The sequence below is a fragment of the Vibrio sp. Of14-4 genome (assembly GCF_022347625.1).
Classification (GTDB): domain Bacteria; phylum Pseudomonadota; class Gammaproteobacteria; order Enterobacterales; family Vibrionaceae; genus Vibrio; species Vibrio pristinus.
This window is the reverse complement of sequence record NZ_JAKRGI010000004.1, coordinates 211,483-228,029: the sequence shown is the minus strand read 5'-3', so window position 1 is coordinate 228,029 and position 16,547 is coordinate 211,483. Positions and strand designations below refer to the sequence as shown.

At 41.5% G+C, this 16,547-nt stretch carries 14 protein-coding genes; 9 read left to right on the top strand and 5 right to left on the bottom strand.

Translation table 11 applies throughout. The features are described 5' to 3' along the window. The first annotated feature begins 105 nt into the window (after window positions 1-105). From MHN79_RS06285 to MHN79_RS06265, 5 genes are all read left to right on the top strand, one after another. Window positions 106-1,077, top strand: coding sequence for a CsgG/HfaB family protein (locus tag MHN79_RS06285; RefSeq protein WP_160931304.1), 972 nt, complete (start codon window positions 106-108; stop codon window positions 1,075-1,077). Then, entirely contained in the window at window positions 1,074-1,388 is a 315-nt protein-coding gene (locus tag MHN79_RS06280; RefSeq protein ID WP_239172151.1) for a hypothetical protein, read from the top strand. Before MHN79_RS06285 ends, MHN79_RS06280 begins: the two co-directional genes overlap by 4 nt. Beyond that, window positions 1,385-1,738, top strand: coding sequence for a DUF4810 domain-containing protein (locus MHN79_RS06275; RefSeq protein WP_160931300.1), 354 nt, complete (start codon window positions 1,385-1,387; stop codon window positions 1,736-1,738). Before MHN79_RS06280 ends, MHN79_RS06275 begins: the two co-directional genes overlap by 4 nt. 2 nt (window positions 1,739-1,740) lie before the next feature. Further along, window positions 1,741-2,385, top strand: a complete 645-nt coding sequence (locus MHN79_RS06270; protein WP_160931298.1) for a GNA1162 family protein — start codon at window positions 1,741-1,743, stop codon at window positions 2,383-2,385. Between the two features lie 398 nt (window positions 2,386-2,783). Then, window positions 2,784-4,073 carry an NAD(P)/FAD-dependent oxidoreductase gene (locus tag MHN79_RS06265; RefSeq protein WP_239172150.1) on the top strand — a complete coding sequence of 430 codons (1,290 nt, stop codon included), beginning with the start codon at window positions 2,784-2,786 and terminating at the stop codon, window positions 4,071-4,073. 164 nt (window positions 4,074-4,237) lie between these two features. Here the strand turns inward: MHN79_RS06265 and MHN79_RS06260 are convergent, their stop codons facing one another. Continuing rightward, window positions 4,238-4,816, bottom strand: a complete 579-nt coding sequence (locus MHN79_RS06260) for a TetR/AcrR family transcriptional regulator (RefSeq protein WP_239172149.1) — start codon at window positions 4,814-4,816, stop codon at window positions 4,238-4,240. Between the two features lie 121 nt (window positions 4,817-4,937). Here MHN79_RS06260 and MHN79_RS06255 point away from each other — a divergent pair, with 121 nt between their 5' ends. The 4 genes from MHN79_RS06255 (at window position 4,938) to MHN79_RS06240 (ending at window position 10,968) form a co-directional block, all read left to right on the top strand. Next, window positions 4,938-5,591, top strand: a complete 654-nt coding sequence (locus tag MHN79_RS06255; RefSeq protein ID WP_239172148.1) for a glutathione S-transferase family protein — start codon at window positions 4,938-4,940, stop codon at window positions 5,589-5,591. 313 nt (window positions 5,592-5,904) lie between these two features. Further along, window positions 5,905-8,559 carry a DEAD/DEAH box helicase family protein gene (locus tag MHN79_RS06250; protein WP_239172147.1) on the top strand — a complete coding sequence of 885 codons (2,655 nt, stop codon included), beginning with the start codon at window positions 5,905-5,907 and terminating at the stop codon, window positions 8,557-8,559. Between the two features lie 519 nt (window positions 8,560-9,078). Continuing rightward, window positions 9,079-9,507, top strand: coding sequence for a hypothetical protein (locus MHN79_RS06245; RefSeq protein ID WP_239172146.1), 429 nt, complete (start codon window positions 9,079-9,081; stop codon window positions 9,505-9,507). Between the two features lie 105 nt (window positions 9,508-9,612). Then, on the top strand, window positions 9,613-10,968 hold the full coding sequence (locus tag MHN79_RS06240) for a S8 family serine peptidase (protein WP_239172145.1): 1,356 nt from the start codon (window positions 9,613-9,615) through the stop codon (window positions 10,966-10,968). 60 nt (window positions 10,969-11,028) lie between these two features. On the opposite strand, the gene MHN79_RS06235 is transcribed toward MHN79_RS06240, so the two are convergent. The 4 genes from MHN79_RS06235 to MHN79_RS06220 are packed head-to-tail and all read right to left on the bottom strand — an operon-like array spanning window position 11,029 to window position 16,483. Beyond that, window positions 11,029-11,574: a GNAT family N-acetyltransferase gene (locus MHN79_RS06235; protein WP_239172144.1), complete on the bottom strand. Its 546-nt coding sequence runs from the start codon at window positions 11,572-11,574 to the stop codon at window positions 11,029-11,031. A gap of 44 nt (window positions 11,575-11,618) precedes the next feature. After that, on the bottom strand, window positions 11,619-12,392 hold the full coding sequence (locus MHN79_RS06230) for a peptidoglycan binding protein CsiV (RefSeq protein ID WP_239172143.1): 774 nt from the start codon (window positions 12,390-12,392) through the stop codon (window positions 11,619-11,621). Window positions 12,393-12,444: 52 nt separating this feature from the next. After that, entirely contained in the window at window positions 12,445-15,906 is a 3,462-nt protein-coding gene (gene mfd, locus MHN79_RS06225) for a transcription-repair coupling factor (RefSeq protein ID WP_239172142.1), read from the bottom strand. Between the two features lie 7 nt (window positions 15,907-15,913). After that, window positions 15,914-16,483, bottom strand: coding sequence for a PilZ domain-containing protein (locus MHN79_RS06220; RefSeq protein WP_114784475.1), 570 nt, complete (start codon window positions 16,481-16,483; stop codon window positions 15,914-15,916). Between the last annotated feature and the right edge of the window lie 64 nt (window positions 16,484-16,547).

Below are 16,547 nucleotides of genomic sequence, written 5' to 3'. Positions count from 1 at the left end.
ACTAAAGCACAACAAGATGCACATAATTATCAATGTTATGTATACACATATATATTAATATATATTACAATCACCTATCCAAAAAATAACAAAAAGGGAACGACAATGCGGTGCCGTCTACTCACTGCCAGCGTACTTGCAATAGCAATCAGCGGGTGTGCTACTCAATCTCCACAACTTCTCTCTCAAGAAAGTGTTCATTCTCAACAGTCTCAGGTTGAAGCCCAAAAGTTAGCTACGGAAGCCTCCATTAAGCATCCAGTTTTAAAACGAAAAGTAGCATTGGGTCGAATTACTAATGAAACTATTTATGGGAAAAGCCTTCTTCGAGATGATAAAGGTGATGTATTGGGAAAACAAGTCACAGATATTCTATCAAAAGCGCTTACGGAGTCAGGGCAATATTTGGTGTTCGAACGACCTGATATTGAACGGCTAAAAGATGAAGCCCAACTCACTGGCAAAGCCTTGAATCTAGTCGGTGTTGATACATTGATTTTGGGGTCGCTAACTGAGTTTGGTCGCAAAACTGAAGGAGAAAGAGGCTTTCTTTCGTCTTCAAAAAAGCAAATTGCATTTGCTAAAGTGGATTTGCGGTTAGTTGATAGTGAAACCGGGTTGGTTTATCACTCCTTATCCGGAGCTGGGGAGAGTAGTTCTGAGTCAGCCTCTGTTGCTGGGTTTGGTTCTAAGGCTTCTTATGACGGTACACTGAATGATGCAGCGATATCAAACGCAATATCTGATGCGATAAATAAACTAGCAGTTGAGATCCAAACGCGCCCTTGGCATACCGATATTATTGCCGTTGAAGATGACCTTTTGTTTATCAGTGGCGGAAAGTCGCAAGGGTTAAAAAAAGGTATGATCTTGGATATCGAAACTAAAGGTAAAACCATAAAATCGAAACAAAATGGTTTTGATATTACATTGCCAGGAAAAAAGATAGCGACAATCTCAGTCCATGAACTATTTGGTGATAATGAGACAAACGAAGGTGCCATTACCAAGGTTGTAAGCGGTTCGATTGAGGGACTTAAATATGCTGACCTCAATGTTGTGGAGGCGAAACAATGAGAATAAAACTCGCTCTTTTACTATGTCTATCAAGCCTAAGTACTGGCTGTATACAAATGCCAACAACAGCAAGTTCGACAGTTGATAATAGACCGCAAGTTATTTTCAAGTCTAATAGCAGTGTAGACTTGAGCAGACTAAACGTTGTGGTTGATGGCCTAGACAATGGTTCAGCCGCCCACTTCAGTAATAAAGCATTACGTCTACTACCAGGTACTCATATTGTTGAAGTTTTTGATGGTGATGAGTTGATATCTTCACAAAAAATTTACTTGTCTGATGGTGTGACGAAAGAGGTATTTATTAAATGAGAAATATAAAATTGGGTCTTTGCCTCGCTTTACTTTTAGGCTTAACAGGTTGTAAATCGACTGCATTATATGATTGGGGTGAATACGATGAGAATTTGTATGAATACTATCACGATCCTATAGCTGCAAAGGAGTTCCCTGCTGTTCTTGAAAAGCATTTAGAACAGCTTGAAAGCAAAAATCTACGCCCTGCACCTGGTCTCTATGCTGAGGTTGGTACTTTCAAGCTCAAGTCTGGAGACACAAAAGAAGCCATAGCTTTTTATAAAAAAGAAGCAAGTACTTGGCCTGAAAGTGCTCCATTAATGGATGCACTTGTCAAAAACCTTGAACGTCAAAGCGATAAATAATAATGAAACATCTCAAACTTTTTTTCTCAATTATAATTGTGGCGATCTTAGCCGGGTGTCAAACCACCAAAGTAGAACGACAAACTGGCTTTGAAGAGCTCCAGCCCAGATCAATACTTGTTTTACCGGTTGTAAACAACAGTGTTGATGTTGATGCACCATTAGCCGTGTACAGCTCATTACCTGTTATGCTTGCCGAAAAAGGTTACTATGTTTATCCAGCAAATACAGTAAAAACTATCCTCGAGTATGAAGGTCTTTACGAACCTAAAGAAATACAACAAGTACCAGCAGAGTCGATTGCACAAATGTTTGATGCTGATGTAGTTCTTTATGTTTCGATAGAGCGCTGGGATACTTCATATGCTGTTATTTCTAGTACCACAGAAGTTGAATTCACTTATGAGTTTAAGAACAGAAGCGGTGATTCTATTTGGAAAGCTTCAAAGAAGATGGCTTATTCACCACAAAATCAATCATCGGGTAACTTGATAGTAGATCTTATAAGCGCTGCTGTGACGGCTGCAATTAACCGTGCTGCGCCTGATTATATGCCGTTGACCAAAACAGCAAACTACCAAGTGTTCTATCATGATCCTGCGACCTATTTACCGGATGGGCCTTATATGCCCCAAGATAAAAAATAGTATTAAGGCCAGCATATTTGCTGGCCGATTTTTTATCTATCTTGCAAGAGGCAATGCGGTGTGATCCTACATAAACTTCAATTTCATACTTCTTAAGACAATCTTTAGTTGCGCGGCCTATCCTGCCCTATATAATGACTTCTATCATAAGGATGTTGATAAAAATCAAAAAATGAGAGCAAGTCAAAACTTGCCCAAGCAAGACTAAAATTTTGAAAGCCTCTCGAAGGCGAAACATTGTTTGAATAACGTGGCTTACTTGATAAATAAAACCTCTACACGCCTTGATTGCCGTAAGACTCAATCTAATGAGAGCAGGCTGGCGAGAAATTAAGCAAATTTTATCGAGGCGAACTATCGGCTCGACACCTATTTTATTTTTCTAGAGGATAGTTGCTGTGACTCGAATTATCGTAGTGGGCGGCGGTGCAGGTGGTTTAGAGCTTGTTACCAAACTTGGCCGGACCTTAGGCCGTAAAGGGCGTGCGAAAGTGACGCTAGTGGATCGCAAAGCCAGTCATTTATGGAAACCCTTGTTGCACGAAGTAGCAACAGGATCCCTCGATGAAGGGGTGGATGCACTGAGCTATCGCGCTCATGCTAAAAATCATCACTTCGATTTCCAAATGGGTAGTCTTAAAGACATCGATAGGACGCGTAAGGTGATCACCCTTAGCGAACTTAAAGATGAACATGATGAGTTGTTGATGCCAGGTCGTGAATTAGAGTATGACATTCTGATTATGGCGCTGGGCTCTACCTCTAACGACTTCAATACTCCAGGCGTGCGCGAGCATTGCATTTTTCTAGATAGTACAGACCAAGCATCTAAATTCAGAACGGAAATGAACAATGAGTTCTTGAAGCTACATGCAAAACATGGTCATGGTTCGGTTGATATTGCCATTGTTGGCGCGGGTGCAACCGGAGTCGAACTATCTGCTGAGCTTCATAATGCGGTAAAAGAGCTTCGTACTTATGGGTTTGGTGACTTGGATTCAAGCAAGTTAAACGTTAACTTGATTGAAGCTGGTGAGCGCATTCTACCGGCACTGCCAACTCGTATTTCGTCGGCAGCGCATCAAGAATTAACCAAGCTTGGCGTGAATGTTCGTACCACAACTATGGTTACCGAAGCCTGCCCTGATGGACTGATCACCAAAGAAGGGGAAAAAATCCCTGCACAAATCATGGTCTGGGCGGCAGGAATTAAGGCGCCAGATTTTGTTAAAAATATCGCTGGCCTTGAAACTAATCGTATCAACCAACTGATTGTTAAAGAAACTCTGCAAACGACCTTAGATGACGATATTTTTGTTATCGGAGACTTGGCCCAGTGCACTCAGGCCGATGGCTCCTTCGTTCCGCCAAGAGCGCAAGCTGCCCACCAAATGGCGAGCCGAGCATTTTCTAATATCGTTGCCAAGCTTAATAGCCGCGAACTCAAGCCTTATGTTTACAAAGACAAAGGCTCTTTGGTGTCTTTAAGTAAGTTTTCAACAGTCGGCAGTTTAATGGGGAATTTGACCAAAGGCTCAATGATGATTGAAGGTCGAATCGCTAGAGTGGTGTATATCTCCCTCTATCGCTTGCATCAAATGGCCCTGCACGGTGTATTCAAAACCGCATTGATTATTCTTATGGGTAGGATTAACCGAGTATTACGTCCAAATCTAAAGCTTCACTAAAAAGCGTCTGCTGATAGGCGAACACACTAGTATTGCAGGGAAAGACTTAATGGCGGTATACCTCGGTATGCCGCTTTTTTTTAAGTGACTCAATAAGTGGGAGACCAAAAGCGGTATTACCTCCACCTCAATGAAAAGCAACCGTAAGTACAATGCGAGTAGCTCTATTCTCGGTCCTCGACTAAATCACCCTTCGTATCTAATTGTTTCTGACATGATACTAGAACTTCTTTAGCTAATTCATCGTCGTTTAAGGCTCTAGATACAGCCAGTCCACCAATCATCATTATTGCTGATTGTATGGCTTTTCTGTAGCCAACTGCGCCGTTGCCTTGCTTTTGAATTTGCATTACAAACTTTTGAAAGATTTGAGTGTAAGTGTCTCTTATTTTTTCGTCCTGATGGGTTATGTCTGTTACCAAGTAGGCTAGTGGGCAATAGGCATGCTTTCCTTCTCTATGCTCGACACTTAGGTATTGCTCGACTTGTTCAAGTAGCTCTCCATCCGCCCTACAATTAAGCAATAACTGGTTACGGCTATGCTGCGCAGCTTTTAAAAGCGCGTCACAATAGAGGTCTGACTTACTAGAAAAGTACTTATAAAACACCCCTCGAGTTAAGCCTGCATCAGACATGATTTCGTCGATTCCCACTCCCTCATAACCTCTATGGGTAAATAATTTAGCAGCACTTGATAGGATTTTTTCTCGTGTATCAAGCGTATGTTGTGGCTTCCAAGGCATTGATAATCTCATTCAAAGTGAAAGAAACGGAAGCGTCATTCTAATACAAAATATGTTCTTGAACATATTTTGCGGGAAATTAACATGATTTCATAACAAAAAACTATGGAGTTACAGTAAGTTGTCAGGTGTTTACATTATTGGTGCGCAATACAGTACATTTGTTCGTGCCGTTGCTTTGTGTTGTGAAGAAAAAGGAATTAACTACAGTCTTGGTTTCGATTTTCCAGGTCATTCTCTGGAGTATAAAGGCGTCACTCATTACAGGTTACACCCTTTCGGTAAGGTCCCAATTCTAATACATGGCGAACGGAAAATTTTTGAATCTGCCACTATCTGTCGCTATTTGGATAGTGAATTCTCAAGTAAGAAGCTCCAACCCAGCCACCACTTTGAACGGGCCCAAGTAGACCAATGGTGTGCAGCCATCTCTACCTATATCGACAAGGCTCTGATAAGGGATTATTTGCTAGAATTTAGTTTTCCAAAGGGCAGAGATGGAGAAATTCGCTGGGACAAACTTGAACAGTCCAAACCTAATGTTGAAGAAACTTTCAGCATCTTGAATCAACAATTGGGCAATAACACTTTTATATGTGGTGACCGATACAGCATAGCAGATGCTCTGCTAACACCTATTCTAGATTATTTAGAAAAACTCTCAGATGCTAAAGCGCTTTTTATTCTATACCCGAAACTTGAGAGCTACCTATTAAGGATGCGCTGTCGAAAAAGTGGCCAAAAAGTTTTAATTGCAGCAGAGATAAATAGTTGAGTTTTGATGCTAGATGATTTAATAAGTTATTATTCATTTGGGGATTAGCAATGAACATACCTTATACAACACACATTATTAAAAGGTGATAACACGGTGGCGCTTTTTATGTGATGTTAGAATATATAGCTCGATATATTTACTTTAATTCTTAGTGGCTTATGATAGATTCAACAGGATACAGGCAAGCCATAAAATGAGACTGTCTATTAATAAGCATGTTACATCCCTGACTAAAGTACAGCTTATTTTCACCAGTTGTTTAATTGTTAAAATAATTTGAGTCATAAATCCAGTGCAGCCATTTGAATCAATGAAATTTTGCCATTCATGGCGTCCATATCAGTCACGAGTGCTGAGCGCCATTCACGATCACTTAGATGATAAGCGAATTCACGTTGTTGCAGCGCCTGGCGCTGGAAAAACGACTTTAGGTCTGGAAATCTTTAGAATTCTAGAAAGTTCTACACTTGTACTCTCTCCGACAAGAATAATCCGAGATCAATGGGTAGAAAGACTGAAAGACTTTATAGAGTCTGATGATGTAATAAAACTAAACTGGGTAAGTAACTCAATACACGAGCCAAAAGTCTTAACTTCAATAACCTATCAAGCGCTACATAAACAATTCGCCAACGAACTAAATACTTTTGAAGATGAAGAAGTACTTCTAGAGGAAGATGAAGGGCTCCAGGATGATGAACTAAACAGTTTCATAAAAGTTATTGAGAAGCACAATATTAGAGTACTTATCCTCGATGAAGCGCATCACCTCAAATCTGAATGGTGGAAAGCATTAGATAAAGTTTGCGAACACGTCCCGGACATTATCCTCGTATCATTAACGGCCACTCCTCCTTATGATTCACAGAACCATGAATGGTTACGATATGAACAGCTATGTGGTCCTATTGATGAAGAAATTTCCGTTCCAGAGTTAGTTAAAGCTGGAACTTTGTGCGCCCACCAAGATTTCATATGGGCTTGTAACGCAACAACTAACGAAAAAAAACGAATTCAAGAATATGATTCTAGGGTCTTTACCCTCTGCGATACTTTGTTCAATAGTATTGAGTTTGAGGATATTGTATTGTCACATCCTTGGTTGCAGCCAGATGAAATAGAGTCTGAAATCATAAAGGAACCTAAAATTGCGATAGCGCTACTTGCTTTCATAAAGAAAAAGTCTCTTCCAGATAATAAAGAGTTGATGAATCTACTAGATGTGAGGGTAGAAGATATACCCGATCTAGGTCGTCATTGGTGGCAAGTTTTAACTGAAGCTATTTTGTTTTCAAAAACGACTCAACATAGTGAATCTCAAAAACAGTATGTTGATCAACTTAAAAAACAGCTTAGGGCTAGTGAATTGCTCTACAAAAGGGAGCTATCTTTAGAGAGGTCTCGACGAGTTGAAAGATCACTTTCTTTAAGTGTCTCTAAAGTTTTAGCATGTGGAACAATTCATCAACTGGAATATAAGCACAGAGGTGAAAGCCTTAGGCAAGTGATATTAACAGACTATATTAGAGACGAGGCCCTTTCGTCAGGGTTGGATACAGGTGAAATAAACTTAGGTGCTTGGCCAGTCTTCAAAAGTATAACCTCATCCTCTTCTGTCCCTGATCAAATTGGTTTACTTACAGGAAGAATAAGCATTATTCCTACTGCAAAGCTTCAATCACTTCTTCAATATATTGAAAGCAAAAATGTGAAAACCGAACCCATGGGGAGTCAGGAGCAATACCAAAAGGTGACAGCTCCGTTAAACCAGTTAACCTCTGCCTTCACTGAGCTTTTAATGAATGGAGACATTAAAGTATTAGTAGGAACTCGATCATTACTTGGGGAGGGTTGGGATGCCCCTGCAATTAACTCACTTATTTTAGCTAGCTCTGTGGGTTCATTCATGTTGAGCAATCAAATGCGCGGCCGCGCCATTAGAATTAACCCCAATCAAAGAGACAAAATAAGTACCATTTGGCATTTATTTGCCGTTGATGCAAAGTCATATGCAGGTTGGAGTGATTATCTTAACCTAAGAAAACGCTTTGAAACCTTTGTCGGTCTTTCAGAAAAAGAACTGACTATAGAAAGTGGATTTGAGCGTATGAATGCTACTTCTATTGAATCATATAACAGGCACAGTCCAACAGCTCCTATCACTGGTAATAACCGTCAAATGCTACGTCGCTATAGAAAATTAGATCGGATTTCAAAGCGGTGGAACGAAGCTTTATCATTAGATGAAACGGCAAGGGTTATCCCTTCAGTAAGAACAAGCAAAACGCCTGACCTTCGAGGGCTGCTTTTAAAACACTCGTTTTCCTACTTGCTAACGCAACTTATCGTGACTTTAGGTGGTGTAATTGCTGCTATTATTTATTCGTCCCCTATGTTTGACTCACTATTACCACTTTTTTTATTGATAGGTATTGTTGGAGGGTTAATCTACACACTACCAAAAACAATATCTATCATGAAAATCATATTTCTTTATCTTCCAGTTGATGGCGCACTAAAGCAAATAGCCAAAGCGCTAATGGAGGCATTATGCCAAGCTGGCTTTATAGAAACATCCATTCGGAAAATGAAAGTCAATATCGATAAACTTCCAGATGGCTCATTTTATTTATCACTAGCAGGTTGTTCCTTCTATGAGTCCTCGCTATTTGCTGATTGTTTAGCTGAAATTCTTTCACCGATTGACAACCCAAGATACCTTGTGCTCCGTGACGGTAAAATATATGGCTACTCAAGAGAAGATTATCATGCTGTACCTATAAAGTTTGCAGCCAAGAAAGAGTTAGCACAAATATTTTATAACTCGTGGCAGAAGAATGTTAGCTTGTCCGAATTGATTTACACGAGAACAGACGAAGGACGAAAGAGGTTATTGAAAGCAAAAATTAAGTCTTTTTCTTCAACATTTAAAGATGAGGTGAAAAGACAAGATAGATGGAGATAATATCACAAATAAAGAGTTTTAATTTCGAAGAGGAAACGTAATAAGGCTAAATATCTAGGCGACTAGGCAGTGTCGGTGTTTGAAGTGTTATAAGCTTGGAGATTTGTGGAAAACTTCAAAGTTAGTAGAATCCACCAGAATTACGCATTTTTCGACTGTCTGGTATCCTCCACAATGAAAGTGGTTTGTAAATGTCTTTAGTTTAAAATACCGGCGAACATGACAAGGTATTCAATAGGGATTCGCAGTTAGGCCCTACTTCAAATTTAGTGGTTGTAGCACAATCATTAGATTAGGTGGTAAAAATATAGGGCACACACCAGTAAAGAAAAACATAAATTGTCTAAATAAAATTTATTATTTTCTTGATGCTCCAGTAATTTTGAAATATGTTACCCGAGAGGAGAGATGTTTATTGAATATTTCTACGGCTTGTCAATGTCGCTTCTGATACACCTCGTATGTTCCGAGTTATCGTGCTAGTTTATTGGCTATTAAAAATGTTAGGAGTAAAAACTTATGATAAATTACTACGCATTGGCAGTAGGGGCCGCTGTCGTTGTCTTTGTGATCTTTTATTTTAAAAAAACTGGTCATGAAAATTACAACATAGCATACCCGGTTTTATTGGCGACTTTTCCAGTTTATTACTGGTTCTTTTCTATTTATTCTAACGATTATAACGCGCTATTCTATGAGGTAATTGTTGGTATACTTTTTATCGTCTCGGCAGGACTAGCGTATAAAATGAGTCGGATGAAAAGCTTAGCCTTGCTGGCACTAGCATTCATTTGCCATGGTATTTATGACATCATACATACAACAATATATAGTCACTCAGTGGCTCCGTCATGGTGGCCTGAATTTTGCGGGGTAATCGATGTTTTCCTGGGTCTATATATGCTGTCTTTAATGAAATGGAATAAATCCCAAAAGGTCTCTGATTAATAAATGTATAAATTAGGTATCATTTAGCGCCCTTTATTATCTAAATTTGACAGCGAGATATAACTATATAACATAATTGGAACAATTCCGCACAAGGACTAGTGTATGTTCTATAGATTAAAATATAAAAAAATAAATCGCTTCACCAAGGTTTTATTGTTGGTTTTGTTACTTAATATCTTTCCAACATCAGCAAGTGAATACTCGTCTTCAAATAATCAAGCCGAGGATCAAGCAGCGCTGGAAACATTAAAGCGTATTACCTTCTGGACATGGGAAGAAGAGGTTTCTTTATTACTACAAAACTACAATAATATCGATTATCGTAAGATAAATGCTAATTATGTTTTTAATGAACTTGACATGCATCGTTGGGGGCAGAAAATAACTGATTTCTTAGATTTGGCGACATTGTTATTATCGTTTCAGTCAGAAGAATATCAGAAAAGTAATCAATTAGAGTTCGACCAAGCCAAGTCTACCATCAATGATCTTAGGCATAGGATCAATCAGCTTGTACTCAGCGTACATCCGAGCTTCGATTTAAATTATCATACACTTACAAATGTATATAAAGGGTCAAATATTAAAATAGCTGTGTTTGATTTATTTGATCCTGTATTGCTCGCCAAGCAAGTTGAGCACTATCCAAATGCCAATATACAAGCCATACGAAGTTTTGGCGATCCAGTACAGCTTAACCATGGCAATTCTGTGATTGATGTTATTCTTGCCATTGCGCCTCACGCCACCATTATCCCCATAAGTGCGGAAACGAGTACTTATCATCAAGCCATGACTTATCTCGAAAATAGAACGGATATCCACATCATCAATATGAGTCGTGCTTTTCTCGCGCTTGATAACGAGTTAGATCCACAATTTTCGCAGCAGTTAAGCCATATTCTCGGGCGTACAATCGTCACCAAATCTCTCGGTAATACAGGGACAGACTTAGAGTCGAATGTCACACCATTAAGGCAAAATCTTGGCTTGGGAGCGAGCGGAAATTTATTTTCCTATGATTTGGGCTTAATCAAAGAATTTTTGCCCAGCCTTTATACCGATAACGATAACCTGTTGCTGGTCATCAATCTAGACACTTTTTCTCATCAAATCGCATTAAGCGCAACGATTCCGGGCGATAACGCTTTGGCTGTATCGACAAGTCTCAGCACACCCGCTGATGCAGTTTATACTTGGTCGACAGGCAACTTTGAATCAGGCAGCTCTTTTGCAGCGCCGCAACTCGCGGCGATAAGTGCATTATTATGGCAGGCTTATCGAGAACATCATCCTCAACAAATGCCCAATGCAGCCAGCAAGATCACTCAAGCACTTAAGATAAGTACTCGTGCTTCTGACTTGGGAGCATCCAATACAGGGCTAGGGTTGGTCGATGCTGACAAAGCACTAGCCTATATTTTAGGGCATCAATCAAAACAGAACTCGATAAAATAAACGATGGACTCACTAATGACTTGAAGAAAGTGCTCTTTGGGTCATTTTTCCTTGCGGCAGTTAAGATTCTGGTGGAAGGATAGCGTAAACCAAGCCCTGTTTGGGTAATCCATTATAGATGTATCGATTAGGCGCGCTGACTTCAAAACGCGCCCCACATGACTCGGCAAGCTTTTGGCTTGGCACATTATCGGGGTCGCATACGATTTCGATGCGAGTGACCTTGAGAATTGAAAAGCAAAACTCAACCAATGCGTCTACCGCTTCCTTTGCGTAACCTTGCTTTTGATAAGCATCGCCAAGCCAGTAGCCTATGCTGGCCATATTGAAAGTGTGGTAAAGCTCATTGACTGCAACCATGCCGATAAAGGTATGGTCTTTACGGGTGTAAAGACCAAATCCATAGGCTTCGGATTTTACCCAATTGAGGCGAGTGGCGAGAATAAACTTTTGTGCATCATCGAATGAAAAAGCCGGATGACACCAGTCTATCCATCGGTGTAAACCGGGCGAGGAGAGGACACACTGAGTGAGTTGCTCGTCATCTTCTTGAGGCATCAATTTTAAAACCAATCTGGCGGTAATAATCTGATAGTCTGGTTTCATAACACCCTTTTAGATGAACAAACAGCAGGTTAAGTGTACAATAATCACTCAGGTACGCGTCTTACTTGAATGATGACCCCAAGTAATGGGTGATCCAAAAAGTGAGTTTCAGTGCTGCGCATACGTCTCTTTTGATCCATGCGGTAGCTTTTAAGAAACTGCTCGGTATGAATCGTCGGCGTGATGTTTTCCATCATACCCGCTTGCACAGTGTCATCGCCTTCTAGGTTACTGATCTCAGTAAACACCAGTGGGTTATCTTCCAGTTTCACTTCACGAGTCGTGGACTGCTTGAGATCAAGCTGAACATCCGCATAAAGATAGTGCTCAACGTAGATTTGTAACTTGCCGTCAAGCTCATACAAAGGCCGAGAAATATTTTCTTCAGTGACGCCATCAATGACTTCGGTTCCTGTGTTTGCACCTTTAGGGCTGCCATCGGAGTTAAATTGTCCAGAGAAATCTCGCCCTGCCTTAATACGGAAGGTAGGTGCACGATAGCGATTACCGTCTCCTTGTCGCCAAGCCATATGGGTGAGAACCTCAAAGCCAGCATGATTTCTTAATTTCTTCACTTGAGGAGTCAGTTTGTATGATGAAGCCGGTAAACGAGTGACCCCTTTTCGATTACGATAATTGGTATCATTCAAATAGCCGACATTATCCATTGATAGCTCAGGAAGAGAATCTGGCCAAGACTCGGCAGTTTGCTCCGGATTTAATGCGCGTTTAAAAATGATCACTTCTATATCAAATTGACGCTGTGCCCATGAAGGCATAGCGACAACGAGAAGTAGTAGTGGGATCAGCTTTTTCATTGCAACTCCAAAATAAGGTGCGATCACCTTGAATTAGTTAAGCCTGAACTCATCAGGCTTGTGGTAGAAGGTTATGGCGGAATTCTCCCAACATATCACCGACAAATTGAATCCGCTTACGTCTGTCCACTAATGGTACCGTAAACTTAAACTTAGTTGGGCCTTCCATTGCGAATTTTTGTGGTTGTGATTGCAATAGTTTAACTAAATAAGTCGGATTAATGTCAGCATCCGGATAGAACTCAATGAATCCACCTTTATCATGGGCTTCAACTTTCTTCACTTTCAGGCTGCCTGCCTCAAGTTTGATTTCAGACACTGAGAGTAAGTTTTTGGTTGCGTCAGGTAAAAGACCAAAGCGGTCAATTAACTCAATTTTGAGATCTTCCAATTCTGCGGGTTCAGAGACACTTGCTATCTGTTTGTACATAGATAAACGTGTATTAACATCTGGGATGTAGTCGTCAGGAAGCAAAGCAGGCAGGCGCATCTCCACTTCCGTTTGCTCTCGCAACAGCTCATCCAGAGAAGGCTCTTTTCCGTCTTTAAGTGCTTCAACCGCTTGCTCAAGCATTTCCATGTAAAGGGTAAAGCCAACAGACTGGATTTGACCACTTTGTTCATCACCAAGCAATTCTCCCGCACCACGGATTTCTAGGTCGTGTGTCGCGAGCGTAAAGCCCGCTCCTAAGTCTTCCAGTGAGGCGATGGCATCCAAGCGTTTGATCGCATCTTTGGTCATGGCCTTTGGATGGGGGGTGAGTAAGTAGGCATATGCTTGATGGTGTGAACGTCCAACTCGGCCGCGCAATTGATGTAATTGAGCCAGCCCGAGGTTATCAGCTCTATCCATTATGATGGTATTGGCTGTTGGGACATCGATACCAGTTTCAATAATGGTGGTGCACACTAAGAGGTTAAAACGCTGATGGTAGAAATCATTCATGATCCGCTCAAGCTCGCGCTCGCGCATTTGACCATGAGCGACAGTGACCCGCGCTTCTGGGATTAACTTTTCTAGATCGGCCGCCACTTTTTCAATGGTTTCGACTTGATTATGTAAAAAGTAAACTTGGCCGCCACGCATAATTTCACGCAGAACCGCCTCTCTAACAACAGCAGTGTCGTGCTGTCGAACAAAAGTTTTGATCGCTAAGCGTCTGGCTGGAGGTGTGGCTATGATAGACAAATCACGCATGCCACTCATCGCCATGTTCAGTGTTCGAGGAATTGGCGTTGCGGTGAGGGTCAGTATGTCGACATCTGCTCGCATTGCCTTCATTTTCTCTTTTTGACGAACACCAAAGCGATGTTCTTCATCAACAATGAGAAGGCCGAGATCTTTAAACTTAATGTCATCGGATAAAAGCTTATGGGTTCCGACCACTAAGTCTACTTTACCTGCTTCAATATCTTGAAGGACTTGTTTTTGCTCTTTAGCAGTTTTAAAACGAGAGAGCACTTCGACCCGAATTGGTAGATTGGCAAAACGATCTCTAAAGTTTTCAAAATGCTGCTGGGCAAGCAGTGTGGTAGGGACTAAAACCGCCACCTGCTTGCCATTGTCTGTGGCGACAAACGCAGCTCGCATGGCAACTTCTGTTTTACCAAAGCCGACATCACCACACACGAGGCGATCCATTGCTTTGGCTTGGCACATGTCCGACATCACGGCGTTGATTGCCATGGACTGGTCGTCGGTTTCCTCAAACGGGAAACCGGCCTTAAATGTGGCGTATTGGTCGCGATCGAGCGCAAATTTATACCCTGGCTTTAATTCGCGTTTGGCGTAGACATCGAGCAGCTCTGCGGCAACATCACGCACTTTTTCAGCGGCGCGGCGCCGAGCTTTAGCCCAAGCTTCTCCACCTAACTTATGTAAAGGAGCCGATTCTTCAGCGCCTCCAGAATAGCGACTGATCAAATTCAGAGACGCTACTGGCACATAGAGTTTTGCCTCGTTTTGATATTCTAAGGTGACGTATTCGGTTTTTAATCCACCGGCTTCAAGCGTTTGCAAACCGATATAACGCCCAATTCCATGATCGATATGGACAACGGGTTGACCTGATTTGAGCTCTGCAAGGTTACGAATAACAGCATCGCTATTGGTGGTTTTGCGATCTTTTCGGCGACGTTGAATCACTCTATCGCCTAATAAGTCACTTTCGCATACCAGCGCCAGTTGTTGATCGCCAAACAGAAACCCATGTTCTGCCGCGCCAAGGACTAAGGCGAATTTACTGTCAGCCTGTATTGCTGAAGAAAAGCTATCAAACTCAACAGGGCGGAGTTTGATGCGCTGTAAAAGCTCCAACAAAGCTTCTCTGCGGCCTTCGGATTCGACAGAAAAGACGATCTTACCAGCGAAAGATTCACTGAACTGACGCAGTGCGGCTAAGGGTTCTTTGTTTTGATGCTGGGCAGCAAGTTCAGGTAAAGCTTGAATCGCTGGGTTTATCCGGCCCTGCTTTTCTACGATGGCATCGGTTGATAAATGCACCTGATGCAAGGTCTTGAAGTGACTAAACAACTCATCTTTCTTAAGCCACAGCTCTGAAGGTGGAAGTAGGGGGCGTAATGGATCGATTTTACGCTGCTCATATCGATATTCTGTATCTGATAGGAAATGATCTATTGCGCCTTCTAAATCGCCGACGGTGATCAGTTGACTGTCATCTGCGATATAGTCGAACAAGGTTTCGGTGTGCTCGAAAAATAGAGGCTGCCAGTATTCTATCCCAGCAGGCCAGATCCCTTTTGAAACTTGGACATAAACAGATTCGGGCTCTCTCCTGGTATCAAAGCGTTGGCGCCAGCGGATACGAAAGTCTTCAATTGCGCCTTCCGAAGTAGGAAACTCATGAGCAGGGAGCAAACAGATGTCTTTGACATCTTCAATAGAGCGCTGATTTTCAGGATCAAAAGTGCGTATCGTATCGATTTCGTCATCAAAAAAATCAATCCGAAATGGGTCATTAGAACCCATTGGGAAAAGGTCAAGAATCGAGCCTCTACTTGCGTATTCTCCGGGACCGAACACTTGGTCCACATGACGATAGCCGGACTTTTCAAGCTGAATGCGCAGCTTTTCTAAAGAATAGCGGTCGCCGACTTTTACCATCAAGGTATGCTGCATTAAGAAGTCTCGAGGAGACTGTTTTTGCAATAATGTGCTGATTGGCACAATAGTGATACCCGTATTTTGGGTGGGAAGGCGATACAAACGGGCAATGCGATCAGAAATAATTTCCTGATGGGGTGAGAAACTATCGTAAGGAAGCGTTTCCCAATCTGGAAACAGTGACACTTCTTGATCGGTGAATTGTTCTACTTCTTGTAACAGCTTAAGGGCCGTTTGTGGATCCGCGACAGCCAATAAGGTATGGCTATCATGCTGGTTAGCGAGTTCAGCAACCGCAAGTGCTAGGCTAGCACCTTGCAAATTGCCGACCTGTTTTTTGTCTCCGGCTCCAGATGAACTGGCCAGATTGAAAAGTGATGTAATAGGCATAGTAAGATTATTTTTTGTCGCGATCTCTTGAGCGCTGACGGAGTAATTTCTGTTGCTGATAGAGTGCTGCTTTTATCAAAAGATCTTCGTCTTGGTCACGCAGTAAATCATATTTTATCGTGATTAGGAAATCATCACCATCTTTGTCGTTACTTTCAACGTGTCCATAACAGTAAACGGCGGTTGCAGGGTGCTCAATAAACATCTTAACCCTAACTTTTGTCCCCACAGACAAAGCAGAATCGGCACTATAGCAGAATTTGCTGGCACCAAAAGACAAGGTTTGATAGCGATACTGTTCGTTGTCTTGCTGAGAAAGCATAAAGGTCAAGAGCAAATTAAGCTTTGAGTTTTGCGCATCAAGTAAATCAATCACGTATTTGAAATCAATACTTTTCATTTCGGCTCGAGCATGATCGTTTAAAATATCGAGATGACTGAATTCACTCGCGACAAGAAAAGGGGCAGGAATTTCACGTTCGAACTGCTCATAACTAGGTAAAACCTCAGTGCTGGGTAAAGGTTCGACGTTAACGGACATTTTATGATGTACGGTAAAATATTCTTGCTCAGACATACGCAAATTCCTTAAAGCTATGTCTTGATTATCGTCATAAGCAGCAACTAATCAAGATATCTCA

Excerpts from the sequence above, each read along its gene's own strand:
- MHN79_RS06245 (WP_239172146.1), top strand. The coding sequence starts at position 9,079 with ATGATAAATTACTACGCATTGGCAGTAGGGGCCGCTGTCGTTGTCTTT.
- MHN79_RS06275 (WP_160931300.1), top strand. The coding sequence starts at position 1,385 with ATGAGAAATATAAAATTGGGTCTTTGCCTCGCTTTACTTTTAGGCTTA.
- MHN79_RS06280 (WP_239172151.1), top strand. The coding sequence starts at position 1,074 with ATGAGAATAAAACTCGCTCTTTTACTATGTCTATCAAGCCTAAGTACT.
- MHN79_RS06240 (WP_239172145.1), top strand. The coding sequence starts at position 9,613 with ATGTTCTATAGATTAAAATATAAAAAAATAAATCGCTTCACCAAGGTT.
- MHN79_RS06260 (WP_239172149.1), bottom strand. The coding sequence starts at position 4,816 with ATGCCTTGGAAGCCACAACATACGCTTGATACACGAGAAAAAATCCTA.
- MHN79_RS06250 (WP_239172147.1), top strand. The coding sequence starts at position 5,905 with ATGAAATTTTGCCATTCATGGCGTCCATATCAGTCACGAGTGCTGAGC.
- MHN79_RS06235 (WP_239172144.1), bottom strand. The coding sequence starts at position 11,574 with ATGAAACCAGACTATCAGATTATTACCGCCAGATTGGTTTTAAAATTG.
- MHN79_RS06285 (WP_160931304.1), top strand. The coding sequence starts at position 106 with ATGCGGTGCCGTCTACTCACTGCCAGCGTACTTGCAATAGCAATCAGC.
- MHN79_RS06270 (WP_160931298.1), top strand. The coding sequence starts at position 1,741 with ATGAAACATCTCAAACTTTTTTTCTCAATTATAATTGTGGCGATCTTA.
- mfd (WP_239172142.1), bottom strand. The coding sequence starts at position 15,906 with ATGCCTATTACATCACTTTTCAATCTGGCCAGTTCATCTGGAGCCGGA.
- MHN79_RS06230 (WP_239172143.1), bottom strand. The coding sequence starts at position 12,392 with ATGAAAAAGCTGATCCCACTACTACTTCTCGTTGTCGCTATGCCTTCA.
- MHN79_RS06220 (WP_114784475.1), bottom strand. The coding sequence starts at position 16,483 with ATGTCTGAGCAAGAATATTTTACCGTACATCATAAAATGTCCGTTAAC.